Source organism: Aeromonas sp. A04 (assembly GCF_047780465.1).
Taxonomy (GTDB): Bacteria; Pseudomonadota; Gammaproteobacteria; order Enterobacterales; family Aeromonadaceae; genus Aeromonas; species Aeromonas bestiarum.
In genome coordinates, this window is sequence record NZ_JBLNHP010000007.1 from 162,109 (window position 1) to 182,971 (window position 20,863).

At 63.5% G+C, this 20,863-nt stretch carries 18 protein-coding genes; 5 read left to right on the plus strand and 13 right to left on the minus strand.

Annotated features, from left to right (window positions below; genetic code table 11):
- Positions 1 to 72: 72 nt before the first annotated feature.
- The 3 genes from ACM3N8_RS18560 to rpmE form a co-directional block, all read right to left on the minus strand.
- A complete protein-coding gene (locus tag ACM3N8_RS18560) occupies positions 73 to 1,329 on the minus strand; it encodes a malic enzyme-like NAD(P)-binding protein (protein ID WP_416016485.1) in 1,257 nt (418 codons plus the stop codon).
- 181 nt (positions 1,330 to 1,510) lie between these two features.
- Positions 1,511 to 2,944, minus strand: coding sequence for a DUF2867 domain-containing protein (locus ACM3N8_RS18565; RefSeq protein WP_098985002.1), 1,434 nt, complete (start codon positions 2,942 to 2,944; stop codon positions 1,511 to 1,513).
- A 116-nt stretch (positions 2,945 to 3,060) separates the two neighbouring features.
- A complete protein-coding gene (gene rpmE / locus ACM3N8_RS18570; RefSeq protein WP_033129027.1) occupies positions 3,061 to 3,276 on the minus strand; it encodes a 50S ribosomal protein L31 in 216 nt (71 codons plus the stop codon).
- Positions 3,277 to 3,422: 146 nt separating this feature from the next.
- On the opposite strand from rpmE, the gene priA reads away from it, so the two are divergent.
- Positions 3,423 to 5,630: a primosomal protein N' gene (priA, locus tag ACM3N8_RS18575; RefSeq protein ID WP_098981462.1), complete on the plus strand. Its 2,208-nt coding sequence runs from the start codon at positions 3,423 to 3,425 to the stop codon at positions 5,628 to 5,630.
- Positions 5,631 to 5,717: 87 nt separating this feature from the next.
- Here the strand turns inward: priA and ACM3N8_RS18580 are convergent, their stop codons facing one another.
- Together ACM3N8_RS18580 and ACM3N8_RS18585 are read right to left on the minus strand one after the other, a co-directional pair.
- On the minus strand, positions 5,718 to 6,815 hold the full coding sequence (locus ACM3N8_RS18580) for a hypothetical protein (protein WP_290018776.1): 1,098 nt from the start codon (positions 6,813 to 6,815) through the stop codon (positions 5,718 to 5,720).
- 52 nt (positions 6,816 to 6,867) lie between these two features.
- The gene (locus tag ACM3N8_RS18585; RefSeq protein ID WP_098981460.1) at positions 6,868 to 7,422 is read right to left on the minus strand and encodes a TetR/AcrR family transcriptional regulator; all 555 of its coding nucleotides are present in this window, start codon (positions 7,420 to 7,422) and stop codon (positions 6,868 to 6,870) included.
- 135 nt (positions 7,423 to 7,557) lie between these two features.
- Here ACM3N8_RS18585 and ACM3N8_RS18590 point away from each other — a divergent pair, with 135 nt between their 5' ends.
- The gene (locus ACM3N8_RS18590) at positions 7,558 to 7,953 is read left to right on the plus strand and encodes an HPP family protein (protein ID WP_172955423.1); all 396 of its coding nucleotides are present in this window, start codon (positions 7,558 to 7,560) and stop codon (positions 7,951 to 7,953) included.
- A 47-nt stretch (positions 7,954 to 8,000) separates the two neighbouring features.
- Here ACM3N8_RS18590 and ompA read toward each other — a convergent pair whose 3' ends face one another.
- The 6 genes from ompA to ilvG form a co-directional block, all read right to left on the minus strand.
- Positions 8,001 to 9,107: a porin OmpA gene (gene ompA, locus ACM3N8_RS18595; protein ID WP_098981456.1), complete on the minus strand. Its 1,107-nt coding sequence runs from the start codon at positions 9,105 to 9,107 to the stop codon at positions 8,001 to 8,003.
- 292 nt (positions 9,108 to 9,399) lie between these two features.
- Complete coding sequence (gene ilvA, locus ACM3N8_RS18600) at positions 9,400 to 10,920, minus strand: threonine ammonia-lyase, biosynthetic (RefSeq protein WP_241326161.1); 1,521 nt, start codon at positions 10,918 to 10,920, stop codon at positions 9,400 to 9,402.
- A gap of 88 nt (positions 10,921 to 11,008) precedes the next feature.
- Entirely contained in the window at positions 11,009 to 12,850 is a 1,842-nt protein-coding gene (gene ilvD / locus ACM3N8_RS18605) for a dihydroxy-acid dehydratase (protein ID WP_042654432.1), read from the minus strand.
- A gap of 142 nt (positions 12,851 to 12,992) precedes the next feature.
- Positions 12,993 to 13,937: a branched-chain amino acid transaminase gene (locus tag ACM3N8_RS18610; protein WP_103472324.1), complete on the minus strand. Its 945-nt coding sequence runs from the start codon at positions 13,935 to 13,937 to the stop codon at positions 12,993 to 12,995.
- Between the two features lie 12 nt (positions 13,938 to 13,949).
- Positions 13,950 to 14,240: an acetolactate synthase 2 small subunit gene (gene ilvM / locus ACM3N8_RS18615; protein ID WP_043142928.1), complete on the minus strand. Its 291-nt coding sequence runs from the start codon at positions 14,238 to 14,240 to the stop codon at positions 13,950 to 13,952.
- The gene (ilvG, locus tag ACM3N8_RS18620; RefSeq protein ID WP_241279407.1) at positions 14,237 to 15,883 is read right to left on the minus strand and encodes an acetolactate synthase 2 catalytic subunit; all 1,647 of its coding nucleotides are present in this window, start codon (positions 15,881 to 15,883) and stop codon (positions 14,237 to 14,239) included. The genes ilvM and ilvG overlap by 4 nt, the downstream gene beginning before the upstream one ends.
- A gap of 384 nt (positions 15,884 to 16,267) precedes the next feature.
- On the opposite strand from ilvG, the gene ACM3N8_RS18625 reads away from it, so the two are divergent.
- The 3 genes from ACM3N8_RS18625 (at position 16,268) to ACM3N8_RS18635 (ending at position 19,786) form a co-directional block, all read left to right on the plus strand.
- A complete protein-coding gene (locus ACM3N8_RS18625) occupies positions 16,268 to 17,782 on the plus strand; it encodes a YifB family Mg chelatase-like AAA ATPase (RefSeq protein ID WP_416016486.1) in 1,515 nt (504 codons plus the stop codon).
- A 135-nt stretch (positions 17,783 to 17,917) separates the two neighbouring features.
- The gene (locus ACM3N8_RS18630; RefSeq protein ID WP_098981446.1) at positions 17,918 to 18,817 is read left to right on the plus strand and encodes an acyltransferase; all 900 of its coding nucleotides are present in this window, start codon (positions 17,918 to 17,920) and stop codon (positions 18,815 to 18,817) included.
- Between the two features lie 9 nt (positions 18,818 to 18,826).
- Positions 18,827 to 19,786 (plus strand): acyltransferase, encoded by a 960-nt coding sequence (locus ACM3N8_RS18635; RefSeq protein WP_416016487.1) that lies wholly within the window; start codon positions 18,827 to 18,829, stop codon positions 19,784 to 19,786.
- Here the strand turns inward: ACM3N8_RS18635 and ACM3N8_RS18640 are convergent.
- The gene (locus ACM3N8_RS18640; protein ID WP_416016488.1) at positions 19,717 to 20,214 is read right to left on the minus strand and encodes a DUF523 domain-containing protein; all 498 of its coding nucleotides are present in this window, start codon (positions 20,212 to 20,214) and stop codon (positions 19,717 to 19,719) included. The genes ACM3N8_RS18635 and ACM3N8_RS18640 overlap by 70 nt on opposite strands.
- Entirely contained in the window at positions 20,211 to 20,861 is a 651-nt protein-coding gene (locus ACM3N8_RS18645; protein WP_043142945.1) for an NUDIX hydrolase, read from the minus strand. The genes ACM3N8_RS18640 and ACM3N8_RS18645 overlap by 4 nt, the downstream gene beginning before the upstream one ends.
- Positions 20,862 to 20,863 lie beyond the last annotated feature (2 nt).

Genomic DNA, 20,863 nt, shown 5'->3' on the forward strand with positions numbered 1-20,863 from the left:
GTATCAAGCTTCCCGTAATGAAAAGGGGCCCCCAGGGGCCCCTTCTGTCGTGGTCGGTATGGCACCGCCAGTTTATTCCAGCATGTAATCTGCCGGCAGCGCGATGCGCGCCACGCCGGAAGCTACCGCCGCCAGCGCCACGGCGCGGGCCACCCGTGGCAGCAGGCGGGCATCCATCGGCTTGGGAATGACGTAATCCTTGCCGAAGGAAAGCGCGCTCACCCCGGCGGCGGTCAGCACCTCGGCCGGCACCGGCTCCTTCACCAGACCACGGATCGCCTCCACCGCGGCTATCTTCATGGCATCGTTGATGCGGCTGGCGCGGGCGTCCAGCGCGCCGCGGAAGATGAAGGGGAAACAGAGCACGTTGTTGATCTGGTTCGGATAATCCGAGCGGCCCGTGCCCATGATGAGATCGCCCCGCACCGCGTGGGCCAGCGCCGGCTTGATCTCGGGGTCCGGGTTGGAGCAGGCAAAGATCACCGGGCGCGGAGCCATCAGGGCCACAGCCTCCGGAGGCAACACGTCCGGACCGGAGACGCCGACAAACACATCCGCCCCTTCAATGGCATCCATCAGGGTGCGCAGCGGCGTGTCGTTGGCGAAGCGCTGCTTGTACTGGTTGAGATCGGTGCGGCCTGTGTGGATCACCCCCTGGCGATCGAGCATGAAGATGTTGTGTGGCGCGGCGCCGCACTTTATCAGCAGGTCCATGCAGGCGGTGGCGGCAGCCCCGGCCCCCATGCAGACGATGCGGCTCTGTTCGATGCGCTTGCCCTGCACTTCCAGCGCATTGAGCAGACCGGCGGCGGTGACGATGGCGGTACCGTGCTGGTCATCGTGGAATACCGGGATGTCGCAGCGGGCGATCAGCGCCTGCTCTATCTCGAAGCACTCGGGCGCCTTGATGTCTTCCAGGTTGATGCCACCGAAGGTGTCGGCGATGGCCGCCACTGTGTCGATGAACTGCTGGCTGGTCTCGTGCTTCACCTCTATGTCGATGGCGTCTATGCCGGCGAAGCACTTGAACAGCAGGGCCTTGCCCTCCATCACCGGCTTGGACGCCAGCGGGCCCAGATTACCCAGCCCCAGGATGGCGGTACCGTTGGAGATGACGGCCACCAAGTTGCCCTTGCCGGTGTAGCGGTAGGCATCATCGGGATTGGCGGCGATCTCGCGCACCGGCTCGGCCACACCCGGGCTGTAGGCCAGCGCCAGATCGTGGGCTGTCTCGGCGGGCTTGGTGAGGGCGATGGTAATTTTGCCCGGTATGGGCTGGGCATGGTAATCGAGTGCTTGTTGACGAAGATCGTGACGCAGATCGGACATGGGGGACCCCGATACGGAAGTGAATGGAGTGGTGCATTGGCTCGCCAGCGGGCGAGGGCTGGGGATCATAAAGAAAACCATCGGGCTTTCACAGAGGAAAGTATCGCCTCGCCGCCACTGACAAGCCAGTAATTAGCATGTCATGCCAACCACCAATACCTATTTAGTTATAGATATGGTTTCACCCCATCACAGGGATGCCCGCTTTCGCCTCCGCCTGCCTGGCGATGGCCTCCGTCATCCCCTGGAAGATGAAGAGATGAAACGGCAGCATGGCGAGCCAGTAGGCCAGTCCCCAGGCACCCTGAGGATGCCAGTGGGCCGTCACCTTGATGCGGGTCAGGCCGGACTCCTCCGGCAGTATGTTGAACTCCAGCCGTCCCACTCCGGGGGCCTTCATGTTGAACAGCAGATCCAGCCTGCGCCCCTCGTCGACCCCGAGGATCTGCCAGGAGTCCAGCATGTCCCCCTTCACGAAGCGATCCGGGTTGGTGCGGCCTCGGGTGCGGGCCGGGCCGCCGATCAGGTGATCCATCCATTCGCGCACCACCCACAGCTCGTTCATATAGAAGTAGCGCTGCTCGCCCCCCAGCTGCTGCAACACCTGCCACACCACCTCGGGCGCGGCGAGACAGATGGCCTCCCCGCTGGCGGTGCGGTCATAGAAGCCGTACTCGGGATGGCGCCAGCGCAGCCCCAGCGGCGTCTCCTGCCCCTGCTGCTCGGCCCCCAGCTTCTGCTCCAGCGCCAGACTCTCCCCGAGCGCCTCGTCGAAGCTGAGCAGGGTTTGCGGCAGCAGGGCCCGCAGCGGGCCGTCATCGGCCGGGATGTCGTGCTTGAGGCCGCCCACCAGCGCCTTGGCCACGGGTTGCGGCACAGACGTGACGAATTGCAGCCACCAGGCGGAGAGACGGGGGCTCAGAAACGGGATGGGGATGATGGGACAGCGCTTGCCTATATGGGCGGCGAACTTCTGCAACTGCTGCTGATAGCTGAGCAGCTCGGGGCCGACGGCGTTGAGCACCCGGCCATCCACCCCCTCGACCTCTACCAGCCCGCCGAGGTAGTGCAGCAGGTTGGAGAGCGCTATGGGTGGCGTGCGGGAGCGCACCCACTTGGGCGTGACCATCATGGGCAGGTTGAACACCAGATCCCGCATCACCTCGAAGGCGGCCGAGCCCGGCCCTATGATGATGCCGGAGCGCAGCTCCACCGTCGGCACACCCGCCTCGCGAAACAGCTCGCCACAATGGCGGCGGGAGTTGAGATGACGGCTATTGCAGCGCTCGGGCTGGATGGCCCCCAGATAGATGATGCGACGCACCCCGGCGGCGCGGGCGGCGGCGGCGAAGTTCTTCACCCCCTGCTGCTCCAGCCGGTGAAAATCGGCGCCGGCCCCCATGGCGTGCACCAGATAGAAGACGGTGTCTATGCCCGCCAGCGCAGGTAGCAGGGTAATGGGCTTGAGGCTGTCGGCGAGACGAAACTCCACGCCCGGCGGCAGACGGCAGGGACGACGAGCCCCGGCGATCACCCGATAACCCAGCCCTTGCAGGTGGGGCACCAGGTAAGACCCTATATATCCTGCCGCTCCCATCACCAGACATGTGCGCATCTGTTTTTCTCCCATGAGTGAGCCAACACCATAGGGCAAACCGCTTCAATACAGAACGCCGCGCAATAAAAAAGGCGCCCGATGGGCGCCTTTTTCAGAATTCTTCAGAAGTAGAATTACTTCTTGGCAGTCAGACCACCGAAACGCTTGTTGAACTTGTCTACGCGGCCGCCGCTAGAAACTTCTTTCTGCTTGCCGGTATAGAACGGGTGGCATGCAGAGCACACGTCCAGGTTCAGATCTTTACCCAGGGTAGAGAAGGTATTGATGACGTTACCGCAAGAGCATTTGCAGGTGATGGCGACGTACTCGGGATGGATATTAGCTTTCATGGACAACCTCGATAATAGGCCGTGTCGCCATCCGATCTCTTGTCGGACACCACACGATTGTTGAACACAGTTTCAAAGGCTGCGAATAATATAGGAAATGCCTGAGATCAGGCAAGTGGCTTCGCAGAAAAAATAGGCAATCCCTGGTGAATTCTTCCCAAACGCTGGATCTGGTTCGTGTGGCTGTGCCGGTGCCGTTACGCCGTCACTTCGACTATCTCTCTCCCTTGCCCCTGCCTGAGCCCGGCTGTCGGGTCGAGATCCCCTTCGGCCCCCAGACCCTGGTCGGGCTGGTGGTGGAGCATCCGACCGAGAGCCAGGTGCCCCGCAACAAGCTCAAGCCCATCAAGCGAGTGCTTGACAGCGCCCCCGTGCTGGGGCCGGACATACTGGCGCTGATGGCCTGGAGCGCCAGCTACTACCAGCATCCGCTGGGAGAGGTGCTGCCTCACGCCCTGCCGGTGCTGGTGCGCAAGGGGGAGCCCGCCGCCTACCGGGAGCTGGAGTTCTGGTTTGCCACGCAAGCGGGCATGGCGATCGATCTCAACGAGCTCAAGCGGGCCGCCAAGCAGCAACAGGCCCTCGCCCTGCTGCGCAAGGGGCCGCAGACACCGTCCGCCCTCAAGCAGGAGGAGATCCAGAGCGCGGCACTCACGGCGCTGGAGAAGAAGGGGCTGCTGGAGAAGCGCATCCTGGAGCCGAGCCACGACGGCGACTGGGCGACGCACTTTGACGCGGGAGAGGGGCTGCGCCTCAACGGCGAGCAGGCGCTGGCGGTATCCGCCGTCACCAGTCAGAGCAACCAGTTCGGCGCCTTCCTGCTGGACGGCATCACGGGGTCAGGCAAGACAGAGGTGTACCTGAGCATACTCGAGCCCCTGCTCAAGGCGGGCAAGCAGGCGCTGGTGATGGTGCCCGAAATCGGCCTCACTCCCCAGACCATCAACCGCTTCCGTCGCCGCTTCAAGGTACCCGTGGTGGCGATGAACTCGGCCATGAACGATCGGGAACGGCTGGATGCCTGGCTCGCCTGCCGCGACGGCGGCGCCGCCATCCTGATCGGCACCCGCTCTGCGGTGTTCACCCCGTTCAAGAACCTCGGCATCATCATCATAGATGAGGAGCACGACGGCTCCCTCAAGCAACAGGACGGTTTTCGCTACCACGCCCGGGATCTGGCGGTGATGCGGGCCCATCGCGCCGGCATTCCCATCCTGCTCGGCTCGGCCACCCCCTCGCTGGAGACGCTGCACAACGCCAGAACCGGCAAGTATCACCACCTCAGCCTGACGCGGCGCGCCGGCAACGCCCAGACCGCCCGCCAGGTGATCCTGGACATCAAGAGCGTGCGGCTGCAGGCCGGGCTCTCCCCCCAGCTGGAGCAGCTGATGGCGGAGCACCTGGTGGCCGGCAACCAGGTGATGCTGTTTCTCAACCGCCGCGGCTATGCCCCCTCGCTGATCTGCCACCAGTGTGGCTGGAGCGCCGCCTGCGAGCGCTGCGACGCCTGGTACACCTGGCATCAGGCAGGGCGTCGCCTGCACTGCCACCACTGCGACAGCGTGCGCCCCCTGCCCCACAGCTGCCCCGAGTGCGGCAGCAAGGAACTGATCGGCTCGGGAGTCGGCACCGAGCAGCTGGAACAGCTGCTCACCACGGTTTTCCCCCAATACCCTGTGGTGCGCATCGACAGAGACAACACCCGCCGCAAGGGGGAGCTGGAGACCCATCTCGGCGACATCAAGGCGGGCAAGTACAAGATCCTGATCGGCACCCAGATGCTGGCCAAGGGTCACCACTTTCCGGATGTGACGCTAGTGGGCCTGCTGGATGTGGATGGCGCCCTGTTCAGCGCCGATTTTCGCGCCGCCGAGAAGCTGGCCCAGCTCTACACCCAGGTGGCGGGGCGCGCCGGGCGCGCCAGCAAGCCCGGGCTGGTGGTGTTGCAGAGCCACCACCCGGAACATGCCCTGCTGCAGGATCTGACCCAGAACGGTTATGGCCATTTTGCGGATACCGCGCTCAAGGAGCGCCGCCTGCTGGGGCTGCCGCCGTTCAGCTATCAGGGGCTGTTCCGGGCCGAGGCCACTGGCCGTGACGAGGTGCAGCTGTTCCTCACCCGCCTCGCCGAGACACTGCGCAGCGCCCGTTACCCCCACGTGCAGGTGCTGGGGCCCATCAGCGGCTTCATGGAACGCAAGGCGGGCAAATTCCGCATGCAGCTGCTGGTGCAGGGGCCGAACCGGGCAACCCTGGCACAACTGCTGGATTGGGCGGTCAAGGAGCTGGATGGCTGGCCCGAGACCAAGAAGGTGCGCTGGAGTCTGGACATAGACCCCACTGAGTTGAACTGAGCCAGTTCATCTGCCACTCAGGCGCTGGCGGCGACTCGCCAGCAGTGGTGACTCGCGATCCCGCTATGCGCCAGCCTGGGCCCGGGATCAGACCCTCAGGTCTATCTGTTGCACCCAGCCGCCCTTGCCCTGCTCGGTGAGATAGAGACCGGACTGGCGCAAGACCCCCTGATTGCCGCCCTCGCCCAGGTGATTGAAGGGGGTATCCAGAGGGTGCAGCAGTATGGCGCCTATCCCCAGCTCCACCAGCGCAACGGGGGCATTGTCCGGGCGCCAGAACTGCAGGGCCGAGAAGGATTTGTCGCCTTCATCCAGCACGCCGTTGCCATCCTCATCCAGTGCCGCCAGCTCGCCGAAGCCGTTGCCCGAGCGGGCTCCGAACAGTTCGCCGCCATCGTCTATGGTGCCGTTGCCGTTGCGATCCAGCGCCACGAAACCGCTGCCCTCGCTCAGACCCGGCAGGCTGTCGTCCTTGCCATCCTGATCTATGTCGAAGTTGACCCGCGCCTCGGTCAGATCGGCAATCTTGCCATCCAGACTGAGTACCAGCGGATCCTTGAGGGCATTGAGGGTGGTGCGGCGCTGGCTGATATCGAGCTGGCGCCAGTCGAGCACAAAGCCGAGATCGAGCTGCAAGGTCTGGCCATCCTTGGTCTCCACGCTGGCCGCTGCCACCACGTTGAGCTGCTCCCGCTGCAACAGGGTATCGGTTACCTCCACCGCCTGATCCGGCTCGGGGGCGGCCTGAGTTGCCTCCCCTTGCGGAGTCGGCACCCCCTCCGCGTTCTGTTCGGCCGGCTTGATGGGCGTCGGCAGCTCTATCTCGTGGCCGAGCATGGCCTCTATCATCAGCTTGATGAGCCGCAGCCGATTATCCAGCCCGTCGTCGGGATTGGCCTCTTCCTCTTCCGGCTTGACCAGAGAGGGCACGCTCTCGGCACTGGCGCCGCCTGGCTGGCTCACGCTCCCCTGCATGACGCTCGCGCTGACGGTGCGCATCAGCTCGGCCACCACCCGATCCGTCGTGGGCGTGGCCTCATTCCCGGCAGGGCTCCCGGGCACGGCAGGGGCGACGGGCCCTAGGTTGCGTACCTTGCGAGCTTGCAGCTGTTGATACTGGTGCTGAACTTCTCCCTGGAGATCGTAGTGATCGATGCGCATACGTTGATCCTCGGCGCCATACATCTGGTCAGTTATCGACCGGATGTCGCATCAGGCTTAACACCGATTGGCTATATCAGAGCGTGGCAGCCTCGCCATCGGCACATAACAAGGCCAGGGCCAGTGATCTGGCCTGCTCCAGCGCCAACGGCTGCTGATAGCTGTGGGCCATCACCACTGCCCCCTCCAGCAGCAGGCAGAGCCCGGTGGCGTGCAAGAGGCTGCACCCGAGCTGCGCCCTGACCCAGTTCAGCAGCGCCTGCTTGTGTGCTACCACCAGCTTGCGAACCGGATGACGCGGGTCGGCAAACTCGGCGCTGGCATTGATGAAGTTGCAGCCATAGAAGTCGCTGCGGCCAAACCACTCCCCGAATCCGTCGAACAAAGCGTGCAACCGACCCTCCCTGCCCTCCCGACCCGCGAGCCGTGCCTCAAGCAGGGCAAAAAACTCCCGCTCACGGGACAGCAGCACCTCTTCGATCAGCGCATCCTTGGTGGGAAAGTGACGGTAGAGGGTACGCTTGGTGCTCCCAGCCTCCGCCCAGATGCGATCTATGCCGGTTGCGTGAAAGCCATGACGATTGAACAGCCGATAGGCGGTTTCCATCAGCTGCTGCCGTTTTTCACTCACGTCATTTTCCCCTTGAAGTACACCGATCTGTCTACCTAATGTGCCTAATCACGTCAGACAAACCAAGAGGGAAACGTGATGACAAAATGGTATGGCCCGTTATGGGCAGGCGTGGGCGCGGCACTGGCGATCGGGGTGTTGGGCTGGCTGAACGTCAGCTGGCACACGGCCCTGATCATGGCGCCCTTCGGGGCAAGCTGCGTGCTGCTGTTTTCACTGCCGGCCAGCCCGCTGGCCCGCCCGTACAATCTGCTCGGGGGTCACCTGCTGACGGCCACGGTCGGCTTGCTGGTACAGTCGCTCCCCTTGCCGCTGGAACTGCAGCTGGCATTGGGAGTGGGGCTGGCCATAGCGCTGATGCAGGGCCTGAACCTCATACACCCGCCCGCCGGCGCCAACCCCTTGCTGGTGTTGATGACAGGACAGACGTGGCCCTTCCTGTGGCACACAGTGCTGCCCGGTGCCTTGCTGCTGATCCTGCTGGGCCACGGCTTTCAGCGGGTGCGGCTGCGGCGGCCCAAGGCCATATAAACAACAAGGGAGGCAAGCCTCCCTTGTTGTGATTCATGCCAATACCCTTACTTGGCGGCCTGGGAGACACCTTCCAGCCGCACTTCCACCCGGCGATCCGGTGCCAGACAGGCGATCAGCGCAGGCTTGGCACCGCTGCTGCAGTTGTTGCCAGTCACGGGGGAGGACTTGCCACGCCCCTCGACCCGTACCTTGTCGGCAAACAGCCCCTTGGCGATCAGGTAGTCGGCCACGCTGCGGGCACGCTGTTCCGACAGGGACTGGTTGTAGGCATCGGAGCCTATACGGTCGGTATGTCCGATCACGGTCGCCACACCATCCTTGGGATTGGCCGCCACTATCTGGCTGAACAGAGTATCGAGCGCCTGACTGGCGGCCGGCTTCAGGGTGGCCTTGTTGAACTCGAACAGCACATCCGAGCTCAGGCTGAACTGCTGGGTGACGACCACTGCGGCGGGAACGGGCGCTGCGGCCGGCGCAGGTGCCGGGGCCACCACATCGCCCCCCTGCTGACCGAAGCGGTAGAGCATGCCGACGGAGAGCAGGCCGTTATCCATCTCTATGCCGGAGCGATCGAGGGAGGCGTCCCCCAGCGGCGTTGTGTACTGATATTCGATACGGGCGGCCCAGTCACGATCAATGGCGTATTCGGCCCCCAGCGCCCCGACAAACGCGGCCCCATGCTTGTTGCCTGTCTCCTTGATGAAATCGGTCGAGGTCTGGGCCGACAGCTCGCTGTTGGTCCAGGCGTAGCCGCCGCCGATCCGGCCATAGAGATCCAGAGCCTCGTTGACCGGGAAACCTATCTTCATGGTGGCCTGGATCATCTGGCTCTTGGCTTCCCCCTCCACCCTGACCCCGCTCAGATCACCGGACGAGGTGTACTTGCCGAACCAGTCATAGCCGAACTCGAAACCCAGGTTGGGGTTGAGCTGATAACCGGCGAACGCACCCAGCCCGAGTGCATCCTTGCTGGTGCTGGTGTTTTGCAGCGCGCCCAGGGTATCCGAGACCACCTGCTTCTGGTCGACATCGAAGTAGTTGGACCAACCGGCCTTGCCGCCGGCATACCAGGTGTTGTCCTGGGCGGCAGCCTGCACGGCCCCCGTCGTAAGCAGGCCGCTGACCAGCACGGCAAGTATCGATTTGTTCATGGTGAAAGCCTCTGCAATGAGTCGTTATGGGCGCGCTATGCGCTTATCTTCCCTGATGGGGCGAACCCGGCCCCGTTCATCAGGTTATCCCATCTCTCGCCGGCCTCAAATGACTTGGGACTCAAGAGTGTGAAGCTGACGACATTCCCGACTGGAAAAACGGCGCAGATGCAGGATCGCAATAAAGGTCCGGGCAGCAACCGGGCCCAGCCGGTTGCCCCTGCTTGTCAGCCGCCACGACCGCAAAAAAAGAGGGAGGCTTGCGGCCTCCCTGCTTGTGTACTGCGGGTCATCAGCTGGCCAGAAACAGCCGGTAGGCGGGGTCATCGCTGACCTCTTTCCAGCCGTAGCCAATCTCGCGCAGGTAGTCGTGGAAGGCGGCCACGTCCTCGTCCGGCAGCTCGAAGGCGCAGAGCACGCGGCCATAGTCGGCGCCGTGGTTGCGGTAGTGGAACAGGCTGATGTTCCAGCGACAGCCGAGGGTCTCCAAAAAGCGCATCAGGGCACCCGGCTGCTCCGGAAACTTGAAGCTGTAGAGACGTTCACCCAGGGGCCGGGCCGGGCGGCCGCCAATCATGTAGCGCACGTGGTTCTTGGCCAGCTCGCTCTCTGTCATGTTGACCACAGGGTAGCCATTTCCCTCCAGCTGGTGCTGGATCTGGGTCAGCTCCTCGTCGCCGCCGGTGAGGCGCACCGAGACGAACAGCGATGCCTGGGCCGCATCCGCGTAGCGGTAGTTGAACTCGGTCACCATGCGCGGGCCGAGCTGGCGACAGAAGTCGAGGAAGGCCCCCTTGCGCTCGGGTATGGTCACCGCCAGCATGCCCTCGCGCTTCTCGCCTATCTCGCAGCGCTCCGACACGTAGCGCAGGCTGTGGAAGTTGACGTTGGCGCCGGACAAGATGGCCGCCATCCGCCCGCCCTTGACCTGCTCGCGCTCGCTGTAGGCCTTGAGCCCCGCCAGCGACAGGGCGCCAGAGGGTTCGGCGATGGCGCGGCAGTCATCGAAGATGTCTTTGAGCGCGGCGCAGATCTGGTCGTTGGAGACGGTCACCACCTCGTCCAGATACTGGTTGCACAGTCGAAACGTCTCTGTGCCGATGCGCTTGACCGCCACTCCGTCGGCAAACAGCGAGACCCGATCCAGATTGACCGGCTCACCGGCCTCCATGGCGGCCTTGAGGCAGGCGGAGCCTTCCGCCTCCACCCCGATCACCTTGACGTCCGGCAGCAACTGCTTGATGTAGACGGCCACACCGGCGGCCAGGCCGCCGCCCCCCACAGGCACGAAGACGTGGGTGAGGTGGGTATCCTGCTCCAGCAACTCCTTGCCTATGGTGCCCTGGCCCGCGATCACCTCGACGTCGTCAAACGGCGGTATCAGGGTGTAGCCCTCCAGTTCGGAGAGGCGGCGACTCTCGGCATAAGCCTCGTCGAAGCTGTTGCCGAACAGCATGACATTGCCACCCAGCCGGCGCACCGCATCTATCTTGATGTCCGGCGTGGTCTTGGGCATCACTATGATGGCCTTGATGCCGAGCTTGGCCGCCGACAGGGCGACCCCCTGGGCGTGGTTGCCAGCAGAGGCGGCGATGACGCCATGATCCTTCTGCTCCTGAGTCAGGGTGGCGATCTTGTGGTAGGCGCCGCGCAGCTTGAAGGAGTGCACCGGCTGCAAGTCTTCCCGCTTGAGGGAGACCTGGTTGCCGAGCCGTTCGGATAATTTTTTAAGGGTCTGCAAGGGGGTCACCCGCGCCGCCTCATAGACGGGGGAGAGCAACACCTTGCGTAGATAATCTGCCGCAGAGACCATGGTTACTCCTCCGCCTTGCCGGGATGAACGCGCACCATGCTCGGCACGGCACAGACGGAATACGGGTAATTTGCCTTGAGTGTCATCATCACTCCTCCAGCTTGCTGCGATCTCGTACCGCGCCCTTGTCGGCACTGGTAGCGAGCATGGCGTAGGCGCGCAGGGCAAAGGAGACCTGACGCTGACGGTCCAGCGGCTTCCAGCCACGGGCAGAGGCGGCAACGCGGCGGGCAGCCAGCACACTGTCGGCCACCTCCAGCACCATGCTGCGAGCCGGAATATTGATGTTGATGATGTCGCCATCCTCCACCAGCCCTATGGTGCCGCCGGAGGCCGCCTCGGGCGAGACGTGGCCGATGGAGAGACCCGAGGTACCGCCGGAGAAGCGGCCATCGGTGATCAGGGCGCACTGCTTGCCCAATCCCATGGACTTGAGATAGGTGGTGGGATAGAGCATCTCCTGCATGCCGGGGCCTCCCTTGGGCCCTTCGTAGCGGATCACCACCACCTCACCGGCCTTGACTGTACCGTCCAGGATGCCGGCAACCGCCGTGTCCTGGCTCTCGAATACCCGGGCCGGGCCACGGAAGCAGAGGTTCTCGTCATCCACGCCGGCCGTTTTGACGATGGCGCCATCAAGGGCCAGATTGCCGGAGAGCACGGCCAGGCCGCCTTCCAGGCTGTAGGCATTGTCCAGCGAGCGGATGCAGCCCTCGGCTCTGTCCACATCCAGCTCGGGCCAGCGGCAATCCTGGCTGAACGCCTTGGTGGTGCGGATCCCGGCCGGACCGGCGCGGTAGAAGTCCACCACCTCCTGGCTCGGCTGGCGGCTGACGTCATATTCGTTGAGCAGTTCGGCCAGGGAGCCGCCCAGTACGGTGCGGGTATCGCCGTGCACCAGACCCGCCTTCTCCAGCTGGCCCAGGATGGCGACCACGCCACCGGCGCGGTGCACGTCTTCCATGTGGTACTTCTGGGTAGAGGGCGCCACCTTGCAGAGCTGGGGCACCTTGCGGGACATGCGGTCGATATCGGCCATGGTGAAGTCGACACCCGCCTCCTGCGCCGCCGCCAGCAGGTGCAACACGGTATTGGTGGAGCCACCCATGGCGATGTCCAGCGCCATGGCGTTCTCGAACGCCGCCTTGGTGGCGATGTTGCGCGGCAGGGCTGTCTCGTCATCCTGCTCATACCAGCGCTTGGCCAGGGTGACGATGCGCTGGCCCGCCAGCTTGAACAGCTGCTCGCGATCGGCGTGGGTCGCCAGCATGGAGCCATTGCCCGGCTGGGAGAGGCCCAGCGCCTCGGTCAGGCAGTTCATGGAGTTGGCGGTGAACATACCGGAGCAGGAGCCGCAGGTGGGGCAGGCACTGCGCTCAATCTGATCGCTCTGGGCATCGGAGACCTTGGGATCGGCTCCCTGGATCATGGCATCCACCAGATCCAGCTTGATGATCTGATCGGAAAGCTTGGTCTTGCCCGCTTCCATGGGGCCGCCGGAGACGAAGATCACGGGTATGTTGATGCGCAGGGCGGCCATCAGCATCCCCGGGGTGATCTTGTCGCAGTTGGAGATGCAGACCATGGCGTCGGCGCAGTGGGCGTTGACCATGTACTCCACGGAATCGGCGATGAGCTCCCGGGACGGCAGCGAATAGAGCATGCCGCCGTGGCCCATGGCGATGCCGTCATCCACGGCGATTGTGTTGAACTCCTTGGCGACACCACCCGCGGCTTCGATCTCGCGGGCCACCAGCTGGCCCAAATCCTTGAGGTGAACGTGGCCGGGCACGAACTGGGTGAAGGAGTTGACCACGGCTATGATGGGCTTGCCAAAATCCTGATCTGTCATGCCGGTGGCACGCCAGAGGGCGCGGGCCCCGGCCATGTTACGTCCGTGGGTGGTGGTGGCGGATCTCAACTTCGGCATTGTCTCTACTCCCTGAATGCCCATGGGGCGCATGATTTCTTGAATGTGTGACTCGCGGATCGGGAATCGATCCTGGTCAGGGCATGACGCTGATGCCCTGACCGGAAGCGACTCGGGGAGGCGTCACGCCTCCCCTCTCTCATCAGTCGTTGACCGGCGTCAGCCAGCCCCACTTGTCCTCGGTCTGGCCGTTGAACAGGCCGAAGAAGGCGTTCTGCAACTGCTCGGTCACGGGGCCACGACAGCCGGCGCCTACCTTCATCCGATCCACCGAACGCACAGGTGTCACCTCGGCGGCCGTGCCCGTCATGAAGATCTCGTCTGCGACGTAGAGCGCCTCACGGGGCAGCGCCTGCTCGCGCACCTCATAGCCGAGATCGCGGGCCAGCGTCATTATGGTGTCGCGGGTGATGCCGGGCAGGATGGCGGCGGTGGCGGGCGGGGTGAACAGCACGCCGTTTTTCACCAGGAACAGGTTCTCCCCCGCCCCTTCGCTCAGGTAGCCGTTCACATCCAGTGCCAGCCCTTCGGCGTAGCCGTTGCGCTTGGCTTCCCTGCTGATCAGCTGGGACGACAAATAGTTGCCGCCCGCCTTGGCGCCGGTGGGAATGGTGTTGGGGGCGAGCCGGTTCCAGGAGGTGACGCACACATCCACCCCGTTTTTCAGCCCCTCCTCCCCCAGATAGGCGCCCCACGGCAGGGCCGCCACCATGAGATCTGCCTTGGCATCCAGCGGCGGATGCAGCCCCAGCCCCACGTTGCCGACAAAGGCCAGCGGGCGCAGATAGCCGCTCTTCAGGCCGTTCTCGCGCACCACTGTACGGCAGGCTTCATTCACCTCGGCCTCGCTGTAGGGGACGTCCATCCAGTAGATCTTGGCGGAGTCGAACAGGCGGCGGGTGTGCTCCTGCAGCCGGAAGATGCAGGTGCCCTTGGGGGTATCGTAGGCGCGCACACCCTCGAACACGGAGGAGCCGTAATGCAGGGCGTGGCTCATGACGTGCACCTGGGCATCTTGCCAGGGCACCAGGGCGCCGTTGAACCAGATGTACTTGGGCTGAGTGGGGGATTGGGAAGGCTGTGACATTGCAGTTGCTCCTTAAGCTCTGATCCGGGGTTGCTGTTCCAGTGCATCGACCCGGGAGACGTCCACCAGCTTGACCAGCTGGCTCCATAACTGCTGGATGGGACGCTCCGACTCGACAGTAACCGTGATCCGCAGCTGTTGGCAATCCTGCTCCGCTCTCGTTTCCATAGTGAGAGCGCAGAGCGCGAAGCCGCGGTGACGAACCACCCGCAGCACCCGCTCCATCACTTCGGGTCTGGGCTGGGCGTGAATATGCAGGGTGTGCTGTGCAGCTGCTGGCTGTGCAAAGGTGTGCGGGTTCATGGGCGTTGCTCCATCATCTTGTGGTTGGCGACTCCCGGCGGAACCAGGGGCCAGACGTTTTCTTCCTCTGAAATGGCGACATGCAGCAGATAGGCGCTCTCGCTTGCCAACAGGCGCTCGAGGGCACCGGCTATCTGCTCCTTGCATGTGATGGTCTCGCCCGGAATGCCGAACGCGGCGGCCAGGGCGACAAAATCCGGGTTGTCGGAGAGTATGGTTTCGCTGTAGCGGCCATCGAAGAACAGCTCCTGCCACTGGCGCACCATGCCGAGACGCTGGTTGTCGATCAGCACCATCTTCACCTTGAGCTGGGCCCGACGTATGGTGCCGAGCTCCTGCACGTTCATCATGAAGGAGCCGTCACCGCTCACCAGCACCACCTCGTCATCGGGGCGCGACATCTTGGCGCCGATAGCGGCGGGCAGGCCGAACCCCATGGTGCCAAGGCCGGCGCTGGAGAGGTGGTTGCGCGGGCTGGTAAAGCGCATGTGCTGTGCCACCCACATCTGGTGCTGGCCGACGTCGCAGGCCACCACGCTGGTGTCTGGCAGACGGGCCGACAGCTGCTTGAGCAGGGCCGGGGCATAGATGGGCTGGCCGGGATGGTCGTAGCGAAACGCATAGTCGCGGGCCATGTTCGCGCAGTGCTCACGCCAGGGATCTATGGCCAGCGCCATGGCCAGGGCGGGCAACACCCGCTTGAGATCAGTGGTGATGCCCACCTCGGCGGCACGGCGCTTGCCGAACTCGGCGGCGTCCACGTCCAGATGGATCACCTTGGCCTCGGGGGCAAACTCCTCCAGCTTGCCGGTCACCCTGTCATCGAAACGGGCACCCACCACCAGCAGCAGATCGCTCTGCTGCACCGCGTAGTTGGCGGCCTTGGTGCCGTGCATGCCGAGCATGCCCAGATAGACGGGGCTGTCGGGATCCAGCGCCCCTATCCCCTTGAGGGTGGTGACGGCCGGCATGCCGGTGGCGGCGGCAAACTCGCGCAGTTGCTGCTCGGCATTGGCCATGCCCACACCGCCACCGACGTAGAGCACGGGACGCTCGGCACCGGCCAGCAGGGTGCGGGCAGCCGTCAACTCTGACGGGTTGAGCGCCTCCAGCTCTTCCACCGCAAACAGCGGGCTCTGGGTAGGCACGGCGGCCAGCTGCACATCCTTGGGAAAGTCGATGAGTACCGGACCCGGGCGCCCTTCGGTGGCGATGGCGAAGGCTTCCGCCAGTACCCGTCCCAGATCGGCGGCATCCGTCACCATGAAGGAGTGCTTGGTGCAGGAGAGGGACATGCCGAGCACGTCGACCTCCTGAAACGCATCCGTACCTATGGCGGAACAGGGCACCTGACCACTGATGGCCACCAGGGGCACGGAATCGAGCAGCGCCTCCGCCAGCCCGGTCACCAGATTGGTGGCGCCGGGACCCGAGGTGGCGATGCAGACCCCCACCTGGCCGGAGGCACGGGCGTAGCCCACCGCCGCCATGGCGGCACCCTGTTCGTGGCGGCAGAGCTGATGGGCAAGACCCCCGTCATACAGGGCGTCGTAGACCGGCATGATGGCTCCGCCCGGGTAACCAAACACCTGGGTCACACCCTGTTTCTTGAGAGCCTGTACCAAAAACTGCGCGCCGTTCATGTGGAAAATCCTGTCCTGTAGTCGAAAAAAAACCCCCGAGCTGTGAGGCTCGGGGGTCGCTTGTTTCGTTCTGTCCGGTGGTGGGTCTATCCCTTGTTCCGTGCAGCTAAACGAGCCCCGAGCGGTGAGATAATAATCACCACTAGGACCACAATAATGCTGACGAAACGGGAGGCCATGTTCATAGTTACAACCGGAAATCCTGTGAAATTGGGGCGGTTTGCACCGCGAATGGCTATTAGAACTAGCACGGTGATTTTTATTGGGCAAGCCTTTTTTACCTGACAAGACTCTGATTTTGACTGAGCCGCATCGGGATAGCTGGCATAAAAAACTAATAAAAAACGGTTAACCAGCACATACATCAAACCAAGGACGGGATTTATGTCATTAGCTGTGGTTTATAGCCGTGCCAGCCTGGGGATAGCTGCACCGCAAGTCACGGTGGAAGTTCACCTCTCCAACGGCCTGCCCGCTTTCAACATGGTGGGCCTGCCGGAAACCTCGGTGAAGGAGTCGCGGGATCGGGTGCGCAGCGCCCTGCTCAACGGCAACTTCGAGTTCCCGAGTAAACACATCACGGTCAATCTGGCCCCCGCCGACCTGCCCAAGGAGGGAGGCCGCTTCGATCTGGCCATCGCCATCGGCATTCTCGCCGCTTCCAAGCAGATACCCGCAAAATACCTGCTCGATCATGAATTTTTAGGGGAATTGGCCCTGACCGGCGAGATCCGGCCCGTGCTCGGAGTGCTGCCTGCCGTGCTCGCCTGCCGCGATGCGGGCCGCACCCTGCTGGTGCCGCGAGAGAACGGCCCGGAGGCCTCCCTCATCCAGGATGCCGAGGTGCGCACCGCCCATCAGCTGCTGGCCGTCACCGCCTGGCTGGCGGGTCAGTATGAGCTGCCGCTGCCGGATCCCCAGACCACGGATGCCCTGCCCGATGTGCCGGATTTGCAGGATGTGATCGGCCAGTCCCAGGCCAAGCGGGCGCTGGAGATTGCCGCCGCCGGCAGCCACAACCTGCTGTTCATAGGCCCGCCCGGCACCGGCAAGAGCATGCTGGCGAGCCGTTTGCCCGGCATTCTGCCACCGCTGAGCGAGCAGGAGGCGCAGCAGACCGCCGCCATCCACTCCATCGGCGGCCTGACCCCGCGTGCCGGCCACTGGCACCACAGGCCCTATCGCACACCCCATCACAGCGCCTCCGCCGTGGCTTTGGTGGGCGGTGGCAGCCACCCGCGGCCCGGCGAGATCTCGCTGGCCCACAACGGTGTGCTGTTTCTCGACGAGCTGCCGGAGTTCGAACGCAAGGTGCTCGACTCCCTGCGCGAGCCGCTGGAGACGGGCCACATCACCATCAGCCGGGCCGCCCGTCAGGTGGATTTTCCCGCCCGCTTCCAGCTGGTCGGCGCCATGAACCCCAGCCCCTGCGGTCACTATGGCGACGGCCAGACCCGCTCCAGTCCGGATCAGATACTGCGCTACCTCGGCAAGCTCTCGGGCCCCTTTCTCGATCGCTTCGATCTGACGGTGGAGGTGCCGCTGCTGCCCAAGGGCAGCCTCACCGGCAAGGCGGAACGGGGGGAGTCGAGCCAGCAGATCCGCGATCGGGTACTGGCAGCGCGGGAGCGGATGCTGAGCCGCAATGGCAAGCTCAACAACCTGCTGGATAGTCGCGAGATAGATGACATTTGCCGATTATCACCGCAAGATGCCGAGTTTTTGGAGAATGCCATCCAGAGGCTTGGGCTCAGCATCCGGGCCTGGCACCGCATACTGAGGGTATCGCGCACCATAGCGGATCTGGCGGGACGGCCCGCCATCGAGAAGGAGCACCTGATCGAGGCCCTCGGTTATCGCGCCATGGACCGGCTGCTGTCACGGCTGCGCAGCGGCTGACTGGCGCCATGCAGAAAACATGAGTCCCGGGCTGCCGATGGCCCTGTGCATGGTCTAGCGAGTCATCGGCTGATATTATGGCCACAGATCTGACCACTTGGTTGCCACCCACAGACAAGAAGACGGACCCGACTCATGCACAACAAGCTGATAGAGCGGCTGCGCGGCAGCCTCTCGACCCTGCTCTATTTCCTCAACACCCTGTTCTGGTTTGTCCCCATACTGCTGCTTGGTCTGATCAAGCTGCTGCTGCCGCTCAAGGGCTGGCGCACCCTCTGCAATGCCCTGCTGGACGGCTGTGCCAGTTGCTGGATAGGTTTCAACAATCTGATCCAGAAAACCATCATCAGAACGCCTTTCGAGGTGGTCGGAGTGGACAAAGGGAACCGGAATGAGTGGTATATGGTCATTGCCAACCATCAATCCTGGGTCGACATACTGGTGCTGCAGCGGATTTTTAATCAAAAAATCCCCTTCCTGAAGTTTTTCCTCAAGAAAGAACTGATTTGGGTACCTTTTCTCGGTCTGGCATGGTGGGCGCTGGACTTCCCCTTCATGCGGCGATATTCCCGTAAATTTCTGGAAAAAAGGCCGCATCTGAAGGGAAAGGACATAGAAACAACGCGCCAGGCCTGTGCCAAGTTTCGCCACATTCCGGTGAGCGTGATGAACTTCGTGGAGGGCACCCGCTTCACCGCCCGCAAGCACGACAAACAGGCCGCGCCCTATCGCCACCTGCTGCACCCGAGGGCTGGCGGCATCGCCTTCACCCTGGCGGCCATGGGCGATCAGCTGCACAAGCTGGTGGATGTGACCATCGCCTATCCGGGCGGCATCCCCAGCTACTGGGACTTCATGTGCGGTCGGGTCAAGGAGATCAAGGTTCGGGTCCGCTTTCTGCCGATCGAACGCAATCTGGTGGGGGATTACTTCAATGACCCCGAGTTCCAACAAGAGTTTCAACAGTGGCTGAACGGGATCTGGCGCGAGAAGGACCAGACCCTGAACCAGCTGCTGGCGGACAAGACGCAGTAAACGACGCCCATGCCAACCCTGCTCCCCGGCCCCCTGGTGCTGCTCATCAGCACCAGCCTGACCATTTTGTTCACCGCCCTGTGCGCCAGCCTGATCCTGCTGGTGTCGCTGGCCAAGCTGCTGCTGCCCATTCCGGCCTTTGGTCGCGCCTGCAGCCGCCTCAACAACCGTTTCATGCGCCTCTGGCTGGCCTGCAACGCCCTGGTGATCCGCCTCACCACCCGCATTGACTGGCAGATTGAGGATGACACCCGACTGCGCAAGGATGGCTGGTATCTCATCGTCAGCAACCACATGAGCTGGACCGACATAGTGGTGCTGGGTCACCTGTTTCGGGATCGGCTGCCGGTGCCCAAGTTCTTCATGAAGCACGAGCTGATCTACATACCGCTGCTGGGGCTCGCCTGCTGGGGGCTCGACATGCCCTTTATGCGCCGTTATTCGAGAGAGTTTCTGTTAAGAAATCCGCATCTGCGCGGCAAGGATATAGAGACCACCCGCAACGCCTGCGAGAAGTTTCGCCACATCCCCACCACAGTCATCAACTTCGTGGAGGGGACCCGCTTCACCGAGCCCAAGCGGGATGCGGCCCGCTCCCGCTACCGTCATTTGATGCCGCCCAAGGCAGCCGGGCTGGCCTTCACCCTGGCGGCCATGGGGGAGCAGTTCGACAGCCTGATCAACGTCACCATCAGCTATCCGGACAACGCAGAGACCCCTTTCAAGGACTTCCTGATGGGGCAGATGAAGCGCATTCGGGTGCGCATCGAGGAGCTGCCGGTGGACGAGGCGCTGGTCGGTGACTACTTCAATGACAAGCAGTTCAAGCGGGGTTTTCAGGGCTGGCTGAACCAGCGCTGGCAGGAGAAGGACGAGGTGCTGGACGGCTGGCAGCGGGATCAGGAACCGCTGCCAGATGCCGCCAAAGAGGGATCCAAAGAGAGTGCAGAGGCCAGCTCGGCCAACTGATCCTCCGAGAAGACATTGATCCCGTGGCGACGCAGCAGGGCCGTGGTCTTGCCCTCGCCCGTCACTGACACGCCTTCGAAGCGGCCATTGTAGATGCGGCCGCTGCCGCAGGAGGGGCTCCCCTCCTTGAGCAGGGCGAAGCGAATGCCCTGCGCCTGACAGAGTGCCAGCGCCAGCTCGGCGCCGCGATCAAACTCGGTCGTCACATCCAGCCCGCTCGCGGTCAGCACCCGCTCGCCCTGTCGTTCGGCAGGGGGACGCGGGGTCGGCAGGCCGCCCGCCACCTCGGGGCAGAAGGCCAGCGTCCGCCCTTCGGCCCCCAGCGCCGTCAGCCAGTCGCTGACGATCCCCTTGCTCTGGCCGTCGTAACGCACTGGCTGACTCAGCAGGCAGGCACTCACCAGCACCCGGGGCGGCGTTTTGCTCATGCTTCAGCTCCATGCATCACCTGATCGAACATGACGCAGCAGGGGCTCTCCATCCGGTAGAGGATGGCGGGGCGCTGCTTGCCGGTGCGCTTGCGGCCCGTATCCACCAGAATATCGGCGCGATGGATCCGCTTGCGAAACGCTGCCGTGTTCATGGGAGTTTGCAGGATGATCTCGAAGGCGCGCTGCACCTCGGAGAGAGTGAACTCGGGCCCCAGCAGTTGCAGCGGCAAGGTGCTGTAGCGGCTCTTGATCCGCAGCCGCTCCAGCCCTCGGGCGATCAGCTGGGTGTGATCGAAGGCGAGGCTGAGGCCGGGCAGGGCCGAGAGCGGATGCCAGCAGCCGTGAATGGCCTCGACATCCGGTTCGACCAGACAGAGATAGACCAGGGTGGTGGACCAGCCACGGGGATCCCGCTCCAGATTGCCGAGGGTGCAGACCTGCTCGCTGTAGCAGTGGCCCAGCCCCCACTCCCCCAGCAGACGGTGGCGAGCCGCGTCCAAGTCCCGATCCCGAGTCTCGTCGATGCGCAGCGCCGGCAGTTGCCAGCAGTGGGCAAAGGGGGGGCGATCGCGGGTTTCAAGCAGCAGCTCGAGCCGCTCCTCGTTCAACCGCAGCACCACCATATCCAGACTCATTCTCAACATGC

Coding starts and splice junctions, on each gene's coding strand:
- ACM3N8_RS18560 (WP_416016485.1), bottom strand. CDS start 1,329: ATGTCCGATCTGCGTCACGATCTTCGTCAACAAGCACTCGATTACCAT.
- ACM3N8_RS18565 (WP_098985002.1), bottom strand. CDS start 2,944: ATGCGCACATGTCTGGTGATGGGAGCGGCAGGATATATAGGGTCTTAC.
- rpmE (WP_033129027.1), bottom strand. CDS start 3,276: ATGAAAGCTAATATCCATCCCGAGTACGTCGCCATCACCTGCAAATGC.
- ACM3N8_RS18580 (WP_290018776.1), bottom strand. CDS start 6,815: ATGTATGGCGCCGAGGATCAACGTATGCGCATCGATCACTACGATCTC.
- ompA (WP_098981456.1), bottom strand. CDS start 9,107: ATGAACAAATCGATACTTGCCGTGCTGGTCAGCGGCCTGCTTACGACG.
- ilvA (WP_241326161.1), bottom strand. CDS start 10,920: ATGGTCTCTGCGGCAGATTATCTACGCAAGGTGTTGCTCTCCCCCGTC.
- ilvD (WP_042654432.1), bottom strand. CDS start 12,850: ATGCCGAAGTTGAGATCCGCCACCACCACCCACGGACGTAACATGGCC.
- ACM3N8_RS18610 (WP_103472324.1), bottom strand. CDS start 13,937: ATGTCACAGCCTTCCCAATCCCCCACTCAGCCCAAGTACATCTGGTTC.
- ilvM (WP_043142928.1), bottom strand. CDS start 14,240: ATGAACCCGCACACCTTTGCACAGCCAGCAGCTGCACAGCACACCCTG.
- ilvG (WP_241279407.1), bottom strand. CDS start 15,883: ATGAACGGCGCGCAGTTTTTGGTACAGGCTCTCAAGAAACAGGGTGTG.
- ACM3N8_RS18625 (WP_416016486.1), top strand. CDS start 16,268: ATGTCATTAGCTGTGGTTTATAGCCGTGCCAGCCTGGGGATAGCTGCA.
- ACM3N8_RS18630 (WP_098981446.1), top strand. CDS start 17,918: ATGCACAACAAGCTGATAGAGCGGCTGCGCGGCAGCCTCTCGACCCTG.
- ACM3N8_RS18635 (WP_416016487.1), top strand. CDS start 18,827: ATGCCAACCCTGCTCCCCGGCCCCCTGGTGCTGCTCATCAGCACCAGC.
- ACM3N8_RS18640 (WP_416016488.1), bottom strand. CDS start 20,214: ATGAGCAAAACGCCGCCCCGGGTGCTGGTGAGTGCCTGCCTGCTGAGT.
- ACM3N8_RS18645 (WP_043142945.1), bottom strand. CDS start 20,861: ATGTTGAGAATGAGTCTGGATATGGTGGTGCTGCGGTTGAACGAGGAG.